Below are 16,781 nucleotides of genomic sequence, written 5' to 3' on the forward strand. Positions count from 1 at the left end.
TTACTCATCATTAACAACTTTTCGAAGCAATCCGTAGAACGCCGTTGTTATATTTCGCCAGCCCTGAGCAAGAAATCGCATCATAATTGAACTCGCCGGGCTGTGCAATTTTTAAACAATCCTTGTTCAGGATTGGTTGAATCGGAACAGAGGAAGCAGGTAGCGCTCGGCCTCTGCGATAATCGCTTCGTAATACTCGACATCAAGGGTACGGTACAAACGTTGCAGCCAGATATCAGCCCCTTCCCCTTCTACCATATGATTTCCTTCCCAGGCGGCAAGCAGCTTAGCGCGGGCTTTCTGCTGTGTCTCCTCGTCCCATAAAATGGCATTATTTTGTGGGTCATAACAGGTTTTTATCCACGCGCCACCGCTGTTAGGGAGCAGCAGTAATGGCTGGCGGAGGCCTTCTTTATAACCCTCAATCAGTTGCAACAGCCAGGCCTTCGCTTCGTCCTGCGCCATTTGAGGGAAACGCCACTGTGAATCTTTGCGCCCGTACATTCGGCTTTCGCCCGAGTAGCCGCTGGCACAGTAGACCAGATGCTCAATCCATAGCTGCATGCCGTGAGCCACATTCAGTACCGAAGGGCGCCAGCGCAGTAAACCATCTGCCTGTACGTCCGACAGCCAGCCCGTCACTCTGGTTCCGTCGATGTGAAGATCAACTTCACGGCTTTCCCCTTTTTGCCGTTCTGCCAGCACTTTTTCAGCCAGCATTTGCATTTCATTGCGCTGGTTTTCCCACAGGATTTCACCGAAAGCGCCGTACGGTAGAACGCCCGCGGCCCGATAACGCACAAACAGCTGATGCGGATCGTCTTGCTGAACAAGAGTATTAAGCAGGTGCTGATTCAACTGAAAGCGATCGAGTACATCGAGGGTGAAAGGCTCCTCATCAGGCAACTCCGTATCTTCAAGGCGGAAGTTAATCCCCAGACGCATTTGGAAAAATGCCCGCACCGGGTGCCGCCAGAAGCGCTGTAGCTGCTCAAGGGATATTTCGGCACAGGCTTCGGCATCCAGACGGTGAATAAAGTTAGCATGCGCCTCACCGGTGCCGCTCGCCGCCGGCAGCCACTCCTGAGCAAAGCTTTGTCGATCGCCCCCGGCAAGGTAGTTGGTGCTGTCGAAAGGTGTTCGTGCATGCAGCGTGACCAGATGCTTTCTCACATGCTCACTGCTGTCATCTGCATTGCATTCAGCATCTCCGGGGAGGTAGTGACTGCGCGCGAGATAGTCCAGCAGTTCTTCCACCAGCACCGACGGGTAGCGCCTGCTGTTGTCCTGGATCGAACGGCCGATATAACTGATGTAAAGCCGCTGCTGAGCCGAAATAAGTGCTTCCAGGAACAAGTAACGGTCATCGTCCCGGCGGCTGCGGTCGCCGCGCTGCGGGTGTTGGCTCATCAGGTCAAAGCCCAATGGCGCAAGCGTCCGCGGATAGACGCCGTCATTCATACCCAGCAAACAAACGACCTTAAAGGGAATGGCGCGCATTGGCATCAGGGTACAGAAGTTCACCGGCCCGGCGAGGAAGCGCTGGCTGATACGTTCCTGGTCAAGACGCTGAGCCAGTTCATCGCGCAGCAAGGTTAATGGCACGGGTTGCCGGTAGGCTGCATCAGTGCCTTTTTCAATCATCTCCTGCCACTGCTGCTCAATGAGCGCCAGCGCCGCTTCTGTTTCACTATCAGGCAGGAAGAAGCTGTTCAGCATTTCCCTGCAGAGCGGCAACCATTCATCTAAAGGGCGATCTTGGGTTAACAGCTGGCGCCAGCGGTTAAGCTGCATCAGCAACTCCGCAAGCTGCCCCACTAACTCGGCAATCAGGCCGCTGGACTCATCATAGGGCAGTACAGAATCCCAGACCCCGGCCTGGCTTTCCATCGCATAGCCAAGCAGCATGCGGGTCAGGCCAAACCGCCATGTGTGCTGCCCGGTCGCCGGCAGTTCCAGTTCACGAACGTTGTCATCATCAATGCCCCAACGAACACCAGATTCATTCACCCATTTGCGCAGGTAGCGCAGCCCTTCTTCATCGATAGAGAAACGCGCCGCCAGCGCAGGCACTTCCAGCAATGAAAGCACATCCTCTGCCGCGAAGCGGCTTTCCGGCAAGCCAAGCAGCAAAATGAATGCCTGCAGCGCCGGGTGAGCCTGGCGCGCCCGACGGTCAGAAATTGCAAACGGCAGCCAACGTTCATCCTTCGCGCTACCAAACACCGCCTGGATAAACGGGCTGTAACTATCAATATCCGCAACCATCACGATGATATCGCGCGGCGTAAGATCAGGATCGGCCTCCAGCATCGCCAGCAGTTGATCGTGCAGCACTTCAACTTCACGCTGCGGACTGTGGCATTCATGGAAGGTCAAAGAACGATCGTTAAGATCCAGCCGCCGTTTACCGTCACTGCGTTCATACTCCTCCGCCGTCAGCCCCAGAACCTGCGAATCCTTCAGCTCCAGTAAGTCATGCTGCAGCCCGTGGAGAAGGTTATCGGGTTCTAAATCAACAAAAACATCGATCTCTTCAAAACGCTCAAGTTCGGAAAGCAAAAAGGCGTAGTCGCGCCCCAGTTTGCCCCAGGAGGCCAGCAGGGAATTCCCTACATCCTGTTCACCAAGCTCATTGAACAGCGAAGAGGCGTTGTCATTATCCTTAAACAAGGTCAGTTCCCGGTCGGCCTGATGTAAGCGACGGCGGCGGCTGACAAGACGGGCAAGAAAGGCAGGATCTTTAATATCGCCCCAGTAGTAGCGGCAGGGATTGGTAAACAGCACATGGACGTCGATGTGCTTACCCAGCGCCTGCAGAGCCTGGAGGTACACCGGTGGCAGTGCAGAAATCCCACAAATAAAGACGCGGGACGGTAGCCCCGCCGGGCAAGCATCGCTTTTTTCAAGAGCACTAATAAAACGCTGGTACAGATTGGCACGATGCCATTCAGGCTGCCCCAGCTCAGCGGTGTAGCGCACCAGTTCCGCCCAGAGCGGAGCCTGCCAGAGCTGAGACTCTCCCGCACCTTCGACAAGCTCCCCCTTCTCCCAACGGCTTAGCCAGCCGGGGCGATAGACAAGATACTGGTCATAAAGATCGGCAATTCTCGAAGAGAGCTGAAACAGCTTACGGCTGCTGTCGTCTGCCTGCAGATAGTGGCCAAGCAGCGTGAACTCAGGCCTGTGGAGCATATTGGGAATGAGCGTCATCAGCTTCCAGCTCATGCTCTGCTTGTTAAAAGCACTTTCTTTTGGAATGTCGGGCAACACCCTCACGAACATGTCCCAGATAAAGCTCGCGGGCAGCGGAAACTCAATATTCGCCGCAATGCCAAACTTCTGTGCCAGCGTCATTTGCAGCCACTGCGCCATCCCGGTGCTTTGCACCAGCACCACCTCCGGCTCAAAAGGATCCGGCAATGGCTGCCGCTCCACAATGAACTCCATAATGGCTTCCAGCACATCAAGGCGGTTGGAATGGTAGACACGCAACATGAAATCGCTACTCCTGACGTTGTTCTGACCTTGGGCACTCGAGCCTCGAAAGCTGCGCTATCCGGCCCTCTGGACTTGTTACAGTAACGTCGATGCTGACACATCCCAAAGACGATGTCTGCTGTTGATGCACATTCCATGCATCAGAAAGTGGCGAAGATTCTGGCTCGGTCTGCTCACGCGCAACTCGCCACAGCTGCCTTAGCTGCCATTGGTGAGTGAAACCCTGCTGCAACACGCGGTGGTAACCCAGCAGCGCCGTCATCACAATCGCAAACAGCGCCAGAGCACACAGCACCTCCGGGAGGCTGAAGCCACCCTGCCGGGGGACTACCGGGGCAGCGTGCATAATTCCTCATTCAGCAAAGGGCAAAAATCAAGCCAGCCCTGCGCGGAGGCCACTAATCTGCCCTTCTGAAGTACTCCCCATCTCCACAATGTGATCGGTAACGTGCCCCCTGAAATCACGCCGGAAGCGGCAAGCAAAGCTTCACCTTTATCGGTTAAACGCAGGCATGCCTGCCAATGATTACGTGGCTCAGTCTGGCACTGCCAGGCTTTCTGTAGCCGCCAGCTTTGTTTTTCTCCCCATGCCAGCGCAGATCTTGCACCAGTCTGATTTTTAATAAACTGAATTTCGGCGGCCACCTCAAAGCGCTGGGCGCCAAGCTGCCTGGACAGCCCACTCAGCATCAGAGAGCCAACGGCGAGCAGCATCAACACCATCAGCAGAGAGCTGCTCCCTTTCTCTTGCTTGCCGCTCATAAATTTTCCCCGCTCACCGTGTAGCGCACTTCTGCATAACGGCCGCCTTGCTTCACATTTGCGGCAAGCCGGATAAGAAATAAAGGCCGGCGGGATTTGCGATTCTGACGAATCACGGAAAAATGCTGCACCGTTAATTGTGTCGGATCGGACATTCTTTCCCAGCCGCTGCCTTTACACTGCGTTACGCCTTTTTGGGTCTCCAGGCTGCCGTTACGCAAGCGGTAGCCTGTCTGTTCATTTTGGCTACCTGGGGCAGAGTCCCACCGGCCATTGCCGTTGGCATCCCACTGCAATACCACACAGCTTCCGTTGTTCATCAGCTTTACAGCCTCGCCCTTACACTGCCCGCGGCAATAACCCGCCCGCTGTAAATGCTTTCCAACGGTAAAAGCTATTTGCCAAAGCGCTTCCTGCTGGGCAACGTAACTGTACTGACGTAAGACCTCTCCCTGCAAAGCGGGGAAAAGCCTTGAAGTGCCAAGCAATAGCGCGCTGCCCAGCGCCATCGCAATAAGCGTTTCGAGTAACGTAAACCCCCTCTGAGCGCTCAGCATGGCTTATCCCCGGATATTTCACACAGCCTGATTCGCCCCCAAACCGATAGCGTCACCTTCCAGCGCCCGGCCTGACTTTTCAAAATAAGATGTCCAGGCCAGGCGGTGTTGCGAACACCGTAGAAACCCAGCCCGGCGGTCATATCCTCCACGGCGATATCGCCAAACTCAGGAGTAAACGCCAGCCGCGGGTTTGCCGAACAGTTTTCTTCAGTAGCCTGAGTTGTCAGGCACCAGCTTTTCTCGCGTTGCTGCAGTGCCAAAAGATGGGTTTGGTTATGCCAGTTTGCGTGATTTCTCAGCCGCGAGAGAAAGTGCCCCACTTGCTGAGCGGTTTGCCACAGCTGCTCTTTCTGCTGCCATTGGCGCCAGCCGTGAAGTCCCCCGGCGCTGAGTGCGGCAATAATGGCCAGCACCACCATCAGCTCAATAACGCTAAAGCCACGTTGGTTGATTTTCATGGGTGAAAGTGTGGGGAGCAGAAGTTTAATCTGCCAGCCAGAAAACCGAATGATGCGACATATGCCGGAAGATAATTAAGGCGTTGCGGTGGCTGGCATACCCTCTGGAATCGATGCCGAAGAAGCAAAACCAGGACAAAAAAAACCGGCGCACTAAGGCACCGGTTCTGTCACGCTTGTCGGCAAGTTAAATGGCGACTGGCGCTTTGATCGCCGGATGCGGATCGTAGCCTTCAATCTCGAAGTCTTCGAAGCGGTAGTCAAACAGCGACTCCGGCTTGCGTTTGATAACCAGCTTAGGCAGCGCGCGCGGCTCACGGGTTAGCTGCAGGCGGGTCTGTTCAAGGTGGTTGCTATACAGGTGCGTATCCCCCCCGGTCCAGACAAAGTCACCCACTTCCAGGTCGCACTGCTGCGCCATCATATGCACCAGCAGCGCATAGCTGGCGATGTTGAACGGCAGCCCAAGGAAGATATCGCAAGAACGCTGGTAGAGCTGGCAGGAGAGCTTGCCGTCTGCCACATAGAACTGGAAGAACGCGTGGCAAGGGGCCAGGGCCATTTTATCCAGCTCACCCACGTTCCACGCAGAGACAATAATGCGCCGGGAATCTGGGTCATTTTTCAGCTGGTTCAGCACGGTGGTTAGCTGATCGATATAACGCCCGTCCGGGGTTGCCCAGGAGCGCCACTGCTTACCATAAACCGGGCCAAGATCGCCGTTTTCATCCGCCCATTCGTCCCAAATCGTGACCTTGTTTTCTTTCAGGTACGCAATATTGGTATCGCCATTAAGGAACCACAGCAGCTCATGAATGATCGAACGCAGATGACATTTTTTGGTGGTAACCAGCGGGAAACCTTCCTGCAGGTTAAAGCGCATTTGATGCCCAAAAATCGACAACGTGCCGGTACCGGTACGGTCCGCTTTTGGCGTGCCCTCTTCGAGCACTTTTTTCATCAAATCAAGATACTGTTTCATGTCACCTCACGAAAGTTGCTGCTGCGGACGGCGGTAAGCCCAGACCATCATAATGATACCGGCAACAATCATCGGAATCGACAGGATCTGCCCCATGCTGATGTACTGTACCCAGGTACCGGTGAACTGCGCATCCGGCTGGCGGAAGAATTCCACGATGATGCGGAACGCGCCGTAGCCAATCAGGAACAGGCCAGAGACCGACCCCATCGGGCGCGGTTTACGAATAAACAGGTTCAGGATGATGAACAGGACAACCCCTTCCAGCGCCAGCTCATAAAGCTGTGACGGGTGGCGAGGCAGCACGCCGTAAGTATTGAACAACGATTGCCATTCCGGATGCGTAGCCAACAGGCCAACGTCTTCGCTGCGCGAACCAGGGAACAGCATTGCAAAGCGGAAGTTAGGATCAACGCGGCCCCACAGCTCACCGTTGATGAAGTTGCCGAGGCGGCCAGCCCCTAAACCAAACGGGATCAGCGGAGCAATAAAGTCAGAGACCTGGAAGAAAGTACGTTTGGTGCGACGCGCGAACCAAATCATCACACAGATAACACCGATCAGGCCGCCGTGGAAGGACATGCCGCCATCCCAGACTTTGAACAGGTAAAGAGGATCGGCAAGGAAGACCGGCAGATTGTAGAAGAAGACATAGCCCAGGCGACCGCCCAGGAACACGCCGAGGAACCCTGCATACAGCAGATTCTCTACTTCATTTTTCGTCCAGCCGCTGCCCGGACGGCTGGCGCGGCGCCCGGCAAGCCACATGGCAAACACGAACCCAACCAGGTACATGAGCCCGTACCAGTGCAGGGAAATTGGCCCAATGGAAAAAAGCACCGGATCAAATTGAGGGAAATGCAGATAGCCACTATTCATCTGTCACCACAAGCTATTGTTACCTCACCCAAAATAAAAGGTGAGTGGCAAATACGCACCGCTATCGATGCGCTCCGAAAGCAGCGGATCATAGCACAAACGGCCGGAGTGATTGATTACGGAAGTTGTAAAAGATGTGTAATGTCCCGCGGATACCGGGGTATCTCGGGCATTGCAGGATACGTGCAGCTAGCTACATCGTCAGAAGGCGGCAAAGAAAACAAACAGAGAAAGCCCTTTCGGGATTTTCGGCGAATAAACCACTACAAGGGAAAAACCGCTCTTTTCCCTTGTTATCAGGCGGCGAACGCGTCTCGCTGATGCCGGGGCGCGGTGAAAGAATCAGCGCCCGCCACGAATCAGGCCACCCATGCCGCGACGCTCCATAAAGGCCGCAACCTGATGGCGCACTTCCGTCGCCATTTGAGCCTCAAGGCTACGCTGGGCGAGCACCTCGGCCTCTTCAAGCTGAATATGGCGCAGCAGGTACTTAATACGTGCGACGGAGCGGCCGTTCATTGAGAGATGACGGTATCCCATTCCCACCAGAATCGCGACACACATAGGGTCACCGGCCATTTCACCGCAGAGGCACAGATCAATGTCATAACGCTCCGCCTCGCGCGCAATCAGGTTCAGCGTGCGCAGCATTGCCGGATGCAGGCTATCGTAGAGGCTGGCCACGCGAGTGTTGTTGCGATCGACCGCCAGCAGGTACTGGGTCAGGTCGTTTGTGCCAACGGAAATAAAATCAATACGTCCGGCCAGATGCCCCAGCATGAACACCATGGAAGGCACCTCAACCATTACCCCAAGCCTTAGCTTAGGCAGCTGATAGCCTAATTCCTCTTCGACTTCCCGGCCCGCACGATCGATAAGCCTGCGCGCATCATCGATTTCATCGATGCTGGTGATCATCGGCAGCAGAATGCTCAAATTCCCGGTGGCCGCATTCGCACGCAGCATTGCGCGGACCTGGATCAGGAAGATCTCTGGCTGATCCAGCGTAATACGGATGCCTCGCCAGCCAAGACACGGGTTCTCTTCGCTTATCGGCATATACGGGAGCTGTTTATCCGCCCCAACGTCCAGCGTGCGTAGCGTCACGGGCTTGTCGTTAAACATCTGCAGCATGCCCTGATACTGCGCAACCTGCTCTTCTTCCGACGGGAAGCCGCTTTGCAACATAAACGGGATTTCGGTCCGATATAGCCCGATACCGTCGATACGGCTGCCAAGCTGTTCTTCATGTTCAGGACTGAGCCCGGCATTAAGCATGACCTGCACCCGTTCGCCGCTTTTAAGCGCCGCGGGCTGCTCCACATCATCTTCTGCCAGGCGGCTAAGTTCATTTTCTTCGGTCACCAGCCGCTGGTATTCCTGCAGCAGAACCGGCTCGGGATCCACCAGCAATTCACCGCGATAGCCGTCCACTATCAGCATGCGGCGATGCAGCACCGAAGGCTGAATATCTGCCCCCATAACGGTCGGGATACCCAGCGCGCGAACCATAATGGCAGCATGCGAGTTTGCCGCCCCGTCGCGAACGACAACGCCCGCCAGACGGTTCTGGGGAAGCTCGGCAAGCGTGGTGGCCGAAAGCTCGTCGGCAACCAACACAAAGCGTTCAGGCCAGGTGTTCGGGCTTTGAATGGTATCATCGAGGTGGAACAGCAGGCGCTGCCCCAGCGTTCTGAGATCGCCCGCGCGCTCTTTCAGATAGCTGTCTGAAAGGCTGGCAAACTGTTCAGCGAACTTCTCCACCACCGTTTTCACAGCCCATTCCGCCACCAGGCCTTTATCCACTTCGGCAAAAAGCTCACGGCGAAGGCGCGCGTCGGTTAATAAGTGGGAATAAAGATCGAAGATTGCCGCGGTCTCTTTCTGAGCGCCGGCGGCAAAACGCTTGCTGTAGCGGCGAAACTCCCCGGAAGCTTCTTCCAGCGCGGCGGTCAGACGCTCACGCTCAAGGGCGGTATCCAGGGTTGATGCTTCAAAAACTTGTTCCATCAGCGGAACGGTGGTGTCCATCCAGCCTTCGGCAATGGCCACCCCTGGCGAGGCCGGCAGCGCGCGGATACGGGTCTGGCGATATTGCCCAAACAGCGCCGCTAATTGGGACTGCGATAAAATCCCGGCCATTTGAGTAGCCAGCGTAACAAGGAAAGACTCTTCGCTTTCATCATACTGCCGGTGTTCACGCTGCTGGACAACCAGTACCCCCAGAAGCTGGCGGCGCTGGATAATAGGCACGCCAAGGAACGCGCGAAAACGCTCCTCTTTTACGGCGGGCACATATTTAAAGCTGGGGTGTTTTTGCGCATCGGCAAGGTTAATCGGCTCGGCGAGCCGTCCAACCAGGCCCACAATACCTTCATCAAAGGCAAGGGTGACGGTGCGGCCGCGCGGTTTCTTTAACCCGCGCGTCGCCATAAGATAAAAACAGCGGCGCTCGTGGTCGGCGAGATAAACCGAGCAAACCTCGGTATCCATCGCAAGGCAGATGTCAGTCACCAAAATGTCCAGCGCCTCATTGAGGCGCGGGGCACTAGCGACCTTTTCGACTATTTCTCGCAGACGGGTGAGCATTTTTCGCGTGACTTAACCTCTTTTACGTCGCCATGCCGGCGAGTTATTGCGTGGTGGCGTAACTTCCTGCAGTGGCATCACCACGCTGGCAAACTCTTTCATTACGCGGCGATAGACATCGCGCTTGAATGAAACAACCTGACGGACCGGATACCAATAACTGACCCAGCGCCAGCCATCAAATTCCGGCGTGCTGCTGGTTTGCATGTTGATCTCACCGTCGCTGCTCAGCAACTGCAAAAGAAACCATTTTTGTTTTTGGCCGATACAAACCGGCTTTGTGTCCCAACGCACCAAACGTTTAGGTAATTTGTAACGCAACCAGTTTCGGGTCGAGGCAAGAATACGAACATCTTTTCTTTGTAGACCGACTTCTTCGAAAAGCTCCCGGTACATTGCCTGTTCAGCTGACTCGCCAGGATTGATGCCCCCCTGAGGAAATTGCCAGGAATGTTGGCCAAAGCGTCGCGCCCACATCACCTGTCCCTGCCGATTACATATTACGATCCCAACGTTGGGGCGGTAGCCATCATCATCGATCACCGGACTACCTCAAAACAAACTTAGATTGCATCGATTGTTTCATACAAGTGTCAGGCGGTAAACCACTCTCTCGGCGGCGTTTGCATGGAATAACATTTGAATAACTCACAAAAGATAGCCGGGTTATAAACAGGGGACGGTCAAAACCGGCCGTTTTATTCACTTTTTCTGTGGATATAACTGTGAAGAACTACCTAATTACATCGGGACAACTCGAGACAAGTAAAATCAGGTGCAATTCTAGCACACATTAAAGCCTTTATATTTCATAATCATAATACTATAAAAATGACACATGAGTTTCATAATGTGATGATCGTCACACATGAAGATCGCCTACTGATGAAAGATCGAACAATGTCGTTTTTATCCACAGATTGTGCCAACAAGTTAGTCACAAATCGGTGATAAATTGTATTTTAGCGCCCCGTCAAGGCTGTAAATGGAACCAGTAGTCGCGCTTTTTCCCAGTTATCCCACTTTTCTGTGGATAACATGGTGTAAGATCCTGTTCATTGTCAGTGACCAGATTTGGAAAAGCCTTTTTAATGTTGCTGCAACGAATCGGCTGCCTTTAAAAACTCATTATAAATCAGAATATTGTTAATCTTATCCTCAGCAGACTAAACTAAGACTTCGCTGTGAACAAAGTGCGTTCATTTTTTAACCAAAAAACATCAACGAGTTATGCAACCAATACGTCCGCTCATCACGCCCCCACGCAGTGAAGCCGAACTGCTCCATCAGGCGCAATGCGTCGCAGGTTATACCCTGGGAGAACTGGCGGCCCTCGCCGGCTTACAGACGCCGAAAGACCTGAAGCGAGATAAAGGCTGGATTGGCGTGCTGCTGGAGCTGTGGCTGGGTGCCAGCGCCGGCAGCAAGCCCGAGCAAGATTTCGCCGCGCTCGGGATCGAGCTGAAAACGATCCCGGTGGATAGCCTTGGCCGCCCGCTGGAAACCACTTTCGTCTGTGTCGCGCCGCTCACCGGCAATAGCGGGGTCATTTGGGAAACCAGCCATGTGCGGCATAAGCTCAAACGCGTGCTGTGGATCCCGGTGGAGGGTGAAAGGCAGATCCCACTTGCCGAGCGCCATGTGGGTTCTCCGCTGTTATGGAGCCCTTCGGAAGCAGAAGAGCAGCAGCTGCGTCTGGACTGGGAAGAGCTGATGGATTTGATCGTGCTGGGGCAGGTCGAGCGCATTACCGCTCGTCACGGCGAAGTACTGCAGCTGCGGCCGAAAGCCGCCAACAGCCGGGCGTTAACGGACGCTATTGGCGCCGATGGTTCACCGATTCTGACGTTACCTCGCGGGTTCTATTTAAAGAAGAATTTCACCGCCGCCCTGCTCGCACGGCACTTCACGCTCTAATAGCCGCCGCCGGGAATGGAATCCAGGGTTATGTCAGCGCACGCCGGAGAATGTTACATTTCCCTCGACCTATTAAGAATTTGCTGCTTTTCTTCCTCTGTTCATCAAGTTATTACTAGACTTATTAACGGGATCCTTTCCTGACGAGGAACATAACGATGACTAAATGGGCAGTAGCAATCTCCGCCATTGGTCTTGCCTTTGCCGTTTCAGGCTGCAGCAGTGACTACGTGATGGCGACCAAAGATGGGCGAATGATTTTGACCGAAGGCAAGCCGAAGGTCGATGAAGATACCGGCCTGGTCAGCTATCGTGACCAGCAAGGTAATGAAATGCAGATCAACCGCAACGACGTTTCCCAGATTATTGAGCGCTAATCTCGCAGGGTCAGCCCATCGGCTGGCCTGATGATTTTTCTTCCTTCCCCCTCTTTCGCTTTGCCCCGGCCTCTGCCATGTTTATAGACCTTTTGTCGGGTAACGATGCCTGACGAGTCAAAAGAACAACAGGAAGCCGGCTATGCACTATCACCGTATCCCCCACAGTTCACTTGAAGTCAGCACGCTGGGGCTGGGAACCATGACCTTTGGTGAACAAAACAGCGAGGCCGATGCCCACCAGCAGCTCGATTATGCCGTTAGTCAGGGCGTTAATCTGATTGATGTTGCGGAAATGTACCCGGTGCCGCCACGCCCGGAAACCCAGGGTCTGACGGAGAGCTATGTCGGCAGCTGGCTTAAAGCGCGCGGTAACCGCGAAAAGCTGGTCATTGCTTCCAAAGTCACCGGCCCAACCCGCAACAACGACGCGGGCATCCGCCCAAACCAGATCCTCGACCGGAAAAACATCCGCGAAGCGCTGGATGCCAGCCTCAAACGCCTGCAAACCGATTATCTCGATCTCTATCAGGTGCACTGGCCGCAGCGTCAGACCAACATGTTTGGCAAACTTGGCTACACCTGGAGCGACACAACTTCACTGCCGGTAACCCTTCTGGAAACGCTCGAAGCGTTGACCGAATGCCAACGCGCCGGGAAAATTCGCTACATCGGCGTCTCGAACGAAACGCCGTGGGGCGTGATGCGCTATCTGCAGCTTGCTGAAAAACACGACCTGCCGCGCATCGTGACGATTCAAAACCCCTACAGCCTGTTGAACCGCAGCTTTGAAGTTGGCCTGTCTGAGATTAGCCAGCATGAAGGCGTCGAACTGCTCGCTTATTCCTGCCTCGCCTTCGGCGTGCTGTCGGGCAAATACCTTAACGGGGCCAAACCTGCAGGCGCCCGAAACACGCTCTTTAGCCGCTTTACCCGCTACAGCGGTGAGCAGTCGCAAAAAGCTGTTGCGGCGTATGTTGAGATAGCTAAGCGCCATAATCTCGACCCGGCGCAAATGGCACTGGCTTTTGTTCGTCGCCAGCCGTTCGTCGCCAGCACGCTGCTCGGCGCGACGACCCTGGAACAGCTGAAAACCAACCTTGAAAGCCTGCACCTGAAGCTAAGCGAAGAGGTGATTGAGGAGATTGAAGCGGTGCATCGGATCTATACCTACCCGGCACCGTAATAAATAAGGCCCTCCGGGGGAGGGCCTTTTGGTTATTTCTGCTTGATTTGCCACAGCCACAGCGCGCTAATCGCCAGCGCAAACACCGCGCCGAATCCGATCCCGATCCCGACAATCGACGCCCCGGTTTTCACCGCCAGTGAGAACAGACCCAGCATCAAAAGCATGGCCGTGTTTTCACCCAGATTTTGCACGGCAATGGCGTTGCCTGCCCCGACCGTGTGCTTGCCGCGCTCCTGAAGCAGCGCGTTAAGCGGCACCACGAAGAAACCGCCCAACAGGCCAATCAGCACCAGCAAAGCGTATGAAGGCAGCAAAGAATGCTGGAGAGCAAAAATCAGCACACCAATGCCAATCAAAATTCCGGCGGGCATGCAGCGGGCGACAGTTTCCAGCGTCACCAGCTTCGCAGCAGCCCCGGCCCCCACCACAATCCCAACCGCAACCATCGCATTCAGATAGGTAGGCGTCGCGTTATCCGCGATCCCCAACGCCACCGGCACCCACAGCACCAGCAGGAAGCGCAGCGTCACGCCGGCCCCCCAGAACAGGCTGGTGCCCACCAGCGAGAAGCGCGTTTCTCCGCTGCGCCAGAGGCTGCGGCAGGCTGAAAAGAAGCTGTGCGTCATCGGCTTAAAGTGCCATGACTGGCCGGGGCGCGCGGCAGCCAGTTTAGGGATAAACAGGTTGGCCACCACCGCCCCACCGTAAACCAGCGCACAGACGACCAGCGCCGCGGTCAGGTTCCAGTCAGCCAGCACGCCTCCGGCTACTGATCCAAGCAGGATCGCCGCAATGGTAGAGGATTCCATCAGGCCGTTGGCCTTCACCAATCGATCCCCGGTGGTCAGCTCGCCGAGAATGCCGTATTTAGCCGGTGAATAGGCCGCAGCGCCAATTCCCACCAGCGTGTAGCCGACAAAGGGATTCAGCCCTAACGCAATCACAGCCGCACCAACAAGTTTCATGCTGTTCGCCAGCATCATCACTCGTCCTTTGGCGAAACTGTCGGCCACCTGCCCCACAAACGGCGCAAACAGGATATAAGCGCCGACAAACACCATTTGCAGCACGGGCTGGCTCCAGTCCGGGTAGAACTGCTGCTTGAGCACCGCGAGCGTGGCGAACAGCAGCGCATTGTCGCCAAAAGCCGATAAAAATTGCGCCGCGGTTACCGCCATCATGCCCCGGGACCACAAAGAACCGCTATTGCCAGCCTGTTCAGCCATTGGCTTTCTCCGCTTCATCAACCTGCGCTTTCAGGGTAACAAAATCTGGTTTTCCGCTGCCTAGCACCGGCAGTTGTTTGAGGAAGCGAATATCGCGCGGTACTGCCAGCTCAGGCACGCCATGCTCACGGGCATAGTGCAAGAGTTTTTCGCGGTTAAGCTCGCTGTCGGTAGTAAACATCACCAAAGCTTCGCCTTTGGCCGCGTCGTGTTTAACCACTGTGGCATGCAGCTTGTCTGGAGAAATGCCGATTGCCATCTGCTCAACCATCTCAAGCGACACCATTTCCCCGGCAATTTTGGCAAAGCGCTTCGCACGCCCCTGAATCACGCAATAGCCCTGCTCGTCAAAGGTTACGATATCACCGGTGTCATACCAGCCGGGCTCCATCTCACCGAGGCCGTTTTCAGCCTCGGGCTGCTCCAGCACGCCCGGATTTTCCACGCGCAGATAGCCATTCATGATATTTGGCCCTTTGAGCTGCAGCCTTCCGCCCTGCTCAATACCGGGCACCGCCAGCAGGCGAGCATCCATTGCCGGAAGGATACGTCCCACGGTTCCTGGCTTCGCCGCCATTGGCACGTTGATAGACACCACCGGCGCGCACTCGGTCACGCCGTAGCCTTCCAGAATCCGCAGGCCGAACTTGTCCTGCCACAGCTGCTTAGTGCTTTCCTGCAACTTTTCCGCCCCGGCGACCACATAGCGCAGACGGAAGAAATCATACGGGTTAGCAAAGCGGGCATAGTTGCCGAGGAAGGTCGAGGTGCCAAATACGACCGTACAATTACGATCGTAGATAAGCTCCGGTACCACACGGTAATGCAGCGGGCTTGGGTAGAGGAACACTTCCGCCCCGGTCAGCAGCGGTGTGAACAGCCCCACCGTCAGGCCAAAAGAGTGGAAGAGCGGCAGCGCGGACATAAACCGGTCATCGGCGGTGAAATCGGCGATGGTGCGAATTTGCTCCACGTTCGCCAGCAGGCTTTTATGGCTGTGCACCACACCTTTTGGGTTGCCCTCCGAGCCGGAGGTAAACAGTACCATCGCCGCGTCTTCAGGCCGCTGCTTTACCTGAGCCAGACGAGGCGCAAGCAGATGCGCAAAGATCCACACTTTATCCTGCAGGGTGATGGTGGACTTTAAATCTTCCAGATAAACCCAACGCACCTGCGTCAGCTGCTCCGGCAAGTGCCACAGCTTGCCCTTATCCAGGAACTGTCGGGAGGTAAAGACAGTCTTGATTTGCGCCGCGGTAATCGCGCTGGTCAGTCCTTTTACGCCTGCCGTGTAGTTCATCATCGCCGGAATGCGCCCCCGAGACGAAGCGCCAAAAATCACCGCCGCGCTGATCGCTGCATTCGGCAGCATCAAACCAATGGTTTCACCCTGTTCGCTGTATTTATCCAGAATTCGGCCTACAAACAGCGTTTTTTTCAGCAGAGAGCTGTATGTATCAGGCTTGAAGTTAATGTCTTCAATACAGTTTTTACGCGAGCCGTAGCGATATTTCGCCGCCAGTAGCGCCTCAAAAAGCGTCTCACGCGGGCGGACGGCCATGCGCGCTTCCATCATGATTTGGTGCAACATCTCACCGGCTATTTTGCGGCGATCGCGAGCCCGGGGTGCTTCCGGCATTGCAATCGACGTTGGCGGGAGAAGATGCAGGCTAATACGCGGAAATGCGCGCTGTTTTACCAGCCCTTTCAGCCGGCCAAAGAAAGTCAGCTCCGCGCCGTCGATGCGCAAAGGCACAACCGTGGCCTGTGCTTTGGCCGCCACAAACCCGGCACCATCGTAGATTTTCATCAATGAGCCCGTCACGCTGATCCGCCCTTCCGGGAAAATCACCACCGGACGCCCCTGCTCCACAAGGCGCACCAGGTGTTTGATAGACATCGGCTTGGTTGGATCCAGCGGGACAAAATCAATGAGCGGTTTTAGCCAGCGCATATACCACTGCTGGCTGATCGAGGAGTAGACCGCAAATACCGGGCGCACCGGCAGAAAGAGTGCAACCAGGATTCCGTCCAGAAACGAGACGTGGTTCGGAACAATCAGCACCCGCTGTAGTTGAAGAACCTGCGGATCGCCGGAAAGAGTTACCCGGAATAGAATGCGGAATAGCGCGCGGAAAAAAGCAAAAAGCATAGCGACTCTCTTTGTCGTCTGTCGTTAAGCATTAAGTGTAGAGTCGCAGAGTACACCAGTTGCGTTAAGTGCGGGAGGGGGCTCAAAAAATGGCAAAAAAAAACCTGCGCATCTGCGCAGGTTGGTGCAAAAGAATTGTACTCAGCAGAGTACCAGGAATTCTCACCAATCAATACCTCTGGGATCTGA

At 55.1% G+C, this 16,781-nt stretch carries 14 protein-coding genes; 3 read left to right on the top strand and 11 right to left on the bottom strand.

Translation table 11 applies throughout. The features are described from left to right. Nucleotides 1–126: 126 nt before the first annotated feature. The 9 genes from recC to VW41_19360 form a co-directional block, all read right to left on the bottom strand. Entirely contained in the window at nucleotides 127–3,498 is a 3,372-nt protein-coding gene (recC, locus tag VW41_19320) for an exonuclease V subunit gamma (GenBank protein ID AJZ91007.1), read from the bottom strand. A gap of 7 nt (nucleotides 3,499–3,505) precedes the next feature. Further along, the gene (locus tag VW41_19325) at nucleotides 3,506–3,847 is read right to left on the bottom strand and encodes a hypothetical protein (protein ID AJZ91008.1); all 342 of its coding nucleotides are present in this window, start codon (nucleotides 3,845–3,847) and stop codon (nucleotides 3,506–3,508) included. After that, a complete protein-coding gene (locus tag VW41_19330; GenBank protein AJZ91009.1) occupies nucleotides 3,829–4,263 on the bottom strand; it encodes a hypothetical protein in 435 nt (144 codons plus the stop codon). The genes VW41_19325 and VW41_19330 overlap by 19 nt, the downstream gene beginning before the upstream one ends. Then, a complete protein-coding gene (locus VW41_19335; protein AJZ91010.1) occupies nucleotides 4,260–4,820 on the bottom strand; it encodes a hypothetical protein in 561 nt (186 codons plus the stop codon). The genes VW41_19330 and VW41_19335 overlap by 4 nt, the downstream gene beginning before the upstream one ends. Continuing rightward, entirely contained in the window at nucleotides 4,814–5,281 is a 468-nt protein-coding gene (locus VW41_19340; GenBank protein AJZ91011.1) for a hypothetical protein, read from the bottom strand. The genes VW41_19335 and VW41_19340 overlap by 7 nt, the downstream gene beginning before the upstream one ends. Nucleotides 5,282–5,468: 187 nt before the next feature. Then, nucleotides 5,469–6,263, bottom strand: a complete 795-nt coding sequence (locus tag VW41_19345) for a thymidylate synthase (protein AJZ91012.1) — start codon at nucleotides 6,261–6,263, stop codon at nucleotides 5,469–5,471. Between the two features lie 6 nt (nucleotides 6,264–6,269). Continuing rightward, nucleotides 6,270–7,142: a diacylglyceryl transferase gene (locus VW41_19350; protein AJZ91013.1), complete on the bottom strand. Its 873-nt coding sequence runs from the start codon at nucleotides 7,140–7,142 to the stop codon at nucleotides 6,270–6,272. A 342-nt stretch (nucleotides 7,143–7,484) separates the two neighbouring features. Next, nucleotides 7,485–9,731 (bottom strand): phosphoenolpyruvate-protein phosphotransferase, encoded by a 2,247-nt coding sequence (locus VW41_19355; protein ID AJZ91014.1) that lies wholly within the window; start codon nucleotides 9,729–9,731, stop codon nucleotides 7,485–7,487. A gap of 12 nt (nucleotides 9,732–9,743) precedes the next feature. Continuing rightward, nucleotides 9,744–10,274, bottom strand: coding sequence for an RNA pyrophosphohydrolase (locus VW41_19360; GenBank protein ID AJZ91015.1), 531 nt, complete (start codon nucleotides 10,272–10,274; stop codon nucleotides 9,744–9,746). Nucleotides 10,275–10,961: 687 nt separating this feature from the next. On the opposite strand from VW41_19360, the gene VW41_19365 reads away from it, so the two are divergent. The 3 genes from VW41_19365 to tas all read left to right on the top strand — a co-directional run bounded on the left by VW41_19365 (nucleotide 10,962) and on the right by tas (nucleotide 13,211). Beyond that, nucleotides 10,962–11,648 carry a DNA mismatch repair protein gene (locus tag VW41_19365; GenBank protein AJZ91016.1) on the top strand — a complete coding sequence of 229 codons (687 nt, stop codon included), beginning with the start codon at nucleotides 10,962–10,964 and terminating at the stop codon, nucleotides 11,646–11,648. A gap of 158 nt (nucleotides 11,649–11,806) precedes the next feature. Further along, the gene (locus VW41_19370) at nucleotides 11,807–12,025 is read left to right on the top strand and encodes a hypothetical protein (GenBank protein AJZ91017.1); all 219 of its coding nucleotides are present in this window, start codon (nucleotides 11,807–11,809) and stop codon (nucleotides 12,023–12,025) included. Nucleotides 12,026–12,167: 142 nt separating this feature from the next. Next, a complete protein-coding gene (tas, locus tag VW41_19375) occupies nucleotides 12,168–13,211 on the top strand; it encodes an aldo/keto reductase (protein AJZ91018.1) in 1,044 nt (347 codons plus the stop codon). A gap of 32 nt (nucleotides 13,212–13,243) precedes the next feature. Here the strand turns inward: tas and VW41_19380 are convergent, their stop codons facing one another. Both VW41_19380 and VW41_19385 read right to left on the bottom strand, forming a co-directional pair. Next, a complete protein-coding gene (locus tag VW41_19380) occupies nucleotides 13,244–14,440 on the bottom strand; it encodes a lysophospholipid transporter LplT (protein AJZ91019.1) in 1,197 nt (398 codons plus the stop codon). Continuing rightward, nucleotides 14,433–16,592: an acyl-ACP synthetase gene (locus tag VW41_19385; GenBank protein AJZ91020.1), complete on the bottom strand. Its 2,160-nt coding sequence runs from the start codon at nucleotides 16,590–16,592 to the stop codon at nucleotides 14,433–14,435. Before VW41_19385 ends, VW41_19380 begins: the two co-directional genes overlap by 8 nt. Nucleotides 16,593–16,781 lie beyond the last annotated feature (189 nt).

Origin of the sequence: Klebsiella michiganensis, from assembly GCA_000963575.1 — a bacterium.
Classification (GTDB): Bacteria; Pseudomonadota; Gammaproteobacteria; order Enterobacterales; family Enterobacteriaceae; genus Cedecea; species Cedecea michiganensis_A.

Bases quoted from the DNA above. Each gene is read 5' to 3' on its own strand.
- VW41_19325 (AJZ91008.1), bottom strand. From the start codon at position 3,847: ATGCACGCTGCCCCGGTAGTCCCCCGGCAGGGTGGCTTCAGCCTCCCG.
- VW41_19370 (AJZ91017.1), top strand. From the start codon at position 11,807: ATGACTAAATGGGCAGTAGCAATCTCCGCCATTGGTCTTGCCTTTGCC.
- VW41_19380 (AJZ91019.1), bottom strand. From the start codon at position 14,440: ATGGCTGAACAGGCTGGCAATAGCGGTTCTTTGTGGTCCCGGGGCATG.
- VW41_19385 (AJZ91020.1), bottom strand. From the start codon at position 16,592: ATGCTTTTTGCTTTTTTCCGCGCGCTATTCCGCATTCTATTCCGGGTA.
- VW41_19340 (AJZ91011.1), bottom strand. From the start codon at position 5,281: ATGAAAATCAACCAACGTGGCTTTAGCGTTATTGAGCTGATGGTGGTG.
- VW41_19365 (AJZ91016.1), top strand. From the start codon at position 10,962: ATGCAACCAATACGTCCGCTCATCACGCCCCCACGCAGTGAAGCCGAA.
- VW41_19345 (AJZ91012.1), bottom strand. From the start codon at position 6,263: ATGAAACAGTATCTTGATTTGATGAAAAAAGTGCTCGAAGAGGGCACG.
- VW41_19355 (AJZ91014.1), bottom strand. From the start codon at position 9,731: ATGCTCACCCGTCTGCGAGAAATAGTCGAAAAGGTCGCTAGTGCCCCG.
- VW41_19330 (AJZ91009.1), bottom strand. From the start codon at position 4,263: ATGAGCGGCAAGCAAGAGAAAGGGAGCAGCTCTCTGCTGATGGTGTTG.
- VW41_19335 (AJZ91010.1), bottom strand. From the start codon at position 4,820: ATGCTGAGCGCTCAGAGGGGGTTTACGTTACTCGAAACGCTTATTGCG.
- tas (AJZ91018.1), top strand. From the start codon at position 12,168: ATGCACTATCACCGTATCCCCCACAGTTCACTTGAAGTCAGCACGCTG.
- VW41_19350 (AJZ91013.1), bottom strand. From the start codon at position 7,142: ATGAATAGTGGCTATCTGCATTTCCCTCAATTTGATCCGGTGCTTTTT.
- recC (AJZ91007.1), bottom strand. From the start codon at position 3,498: ATGTTGCGTGTCTACCATTCCAACCGCCTTGATGTGCTGGAAGCCATT.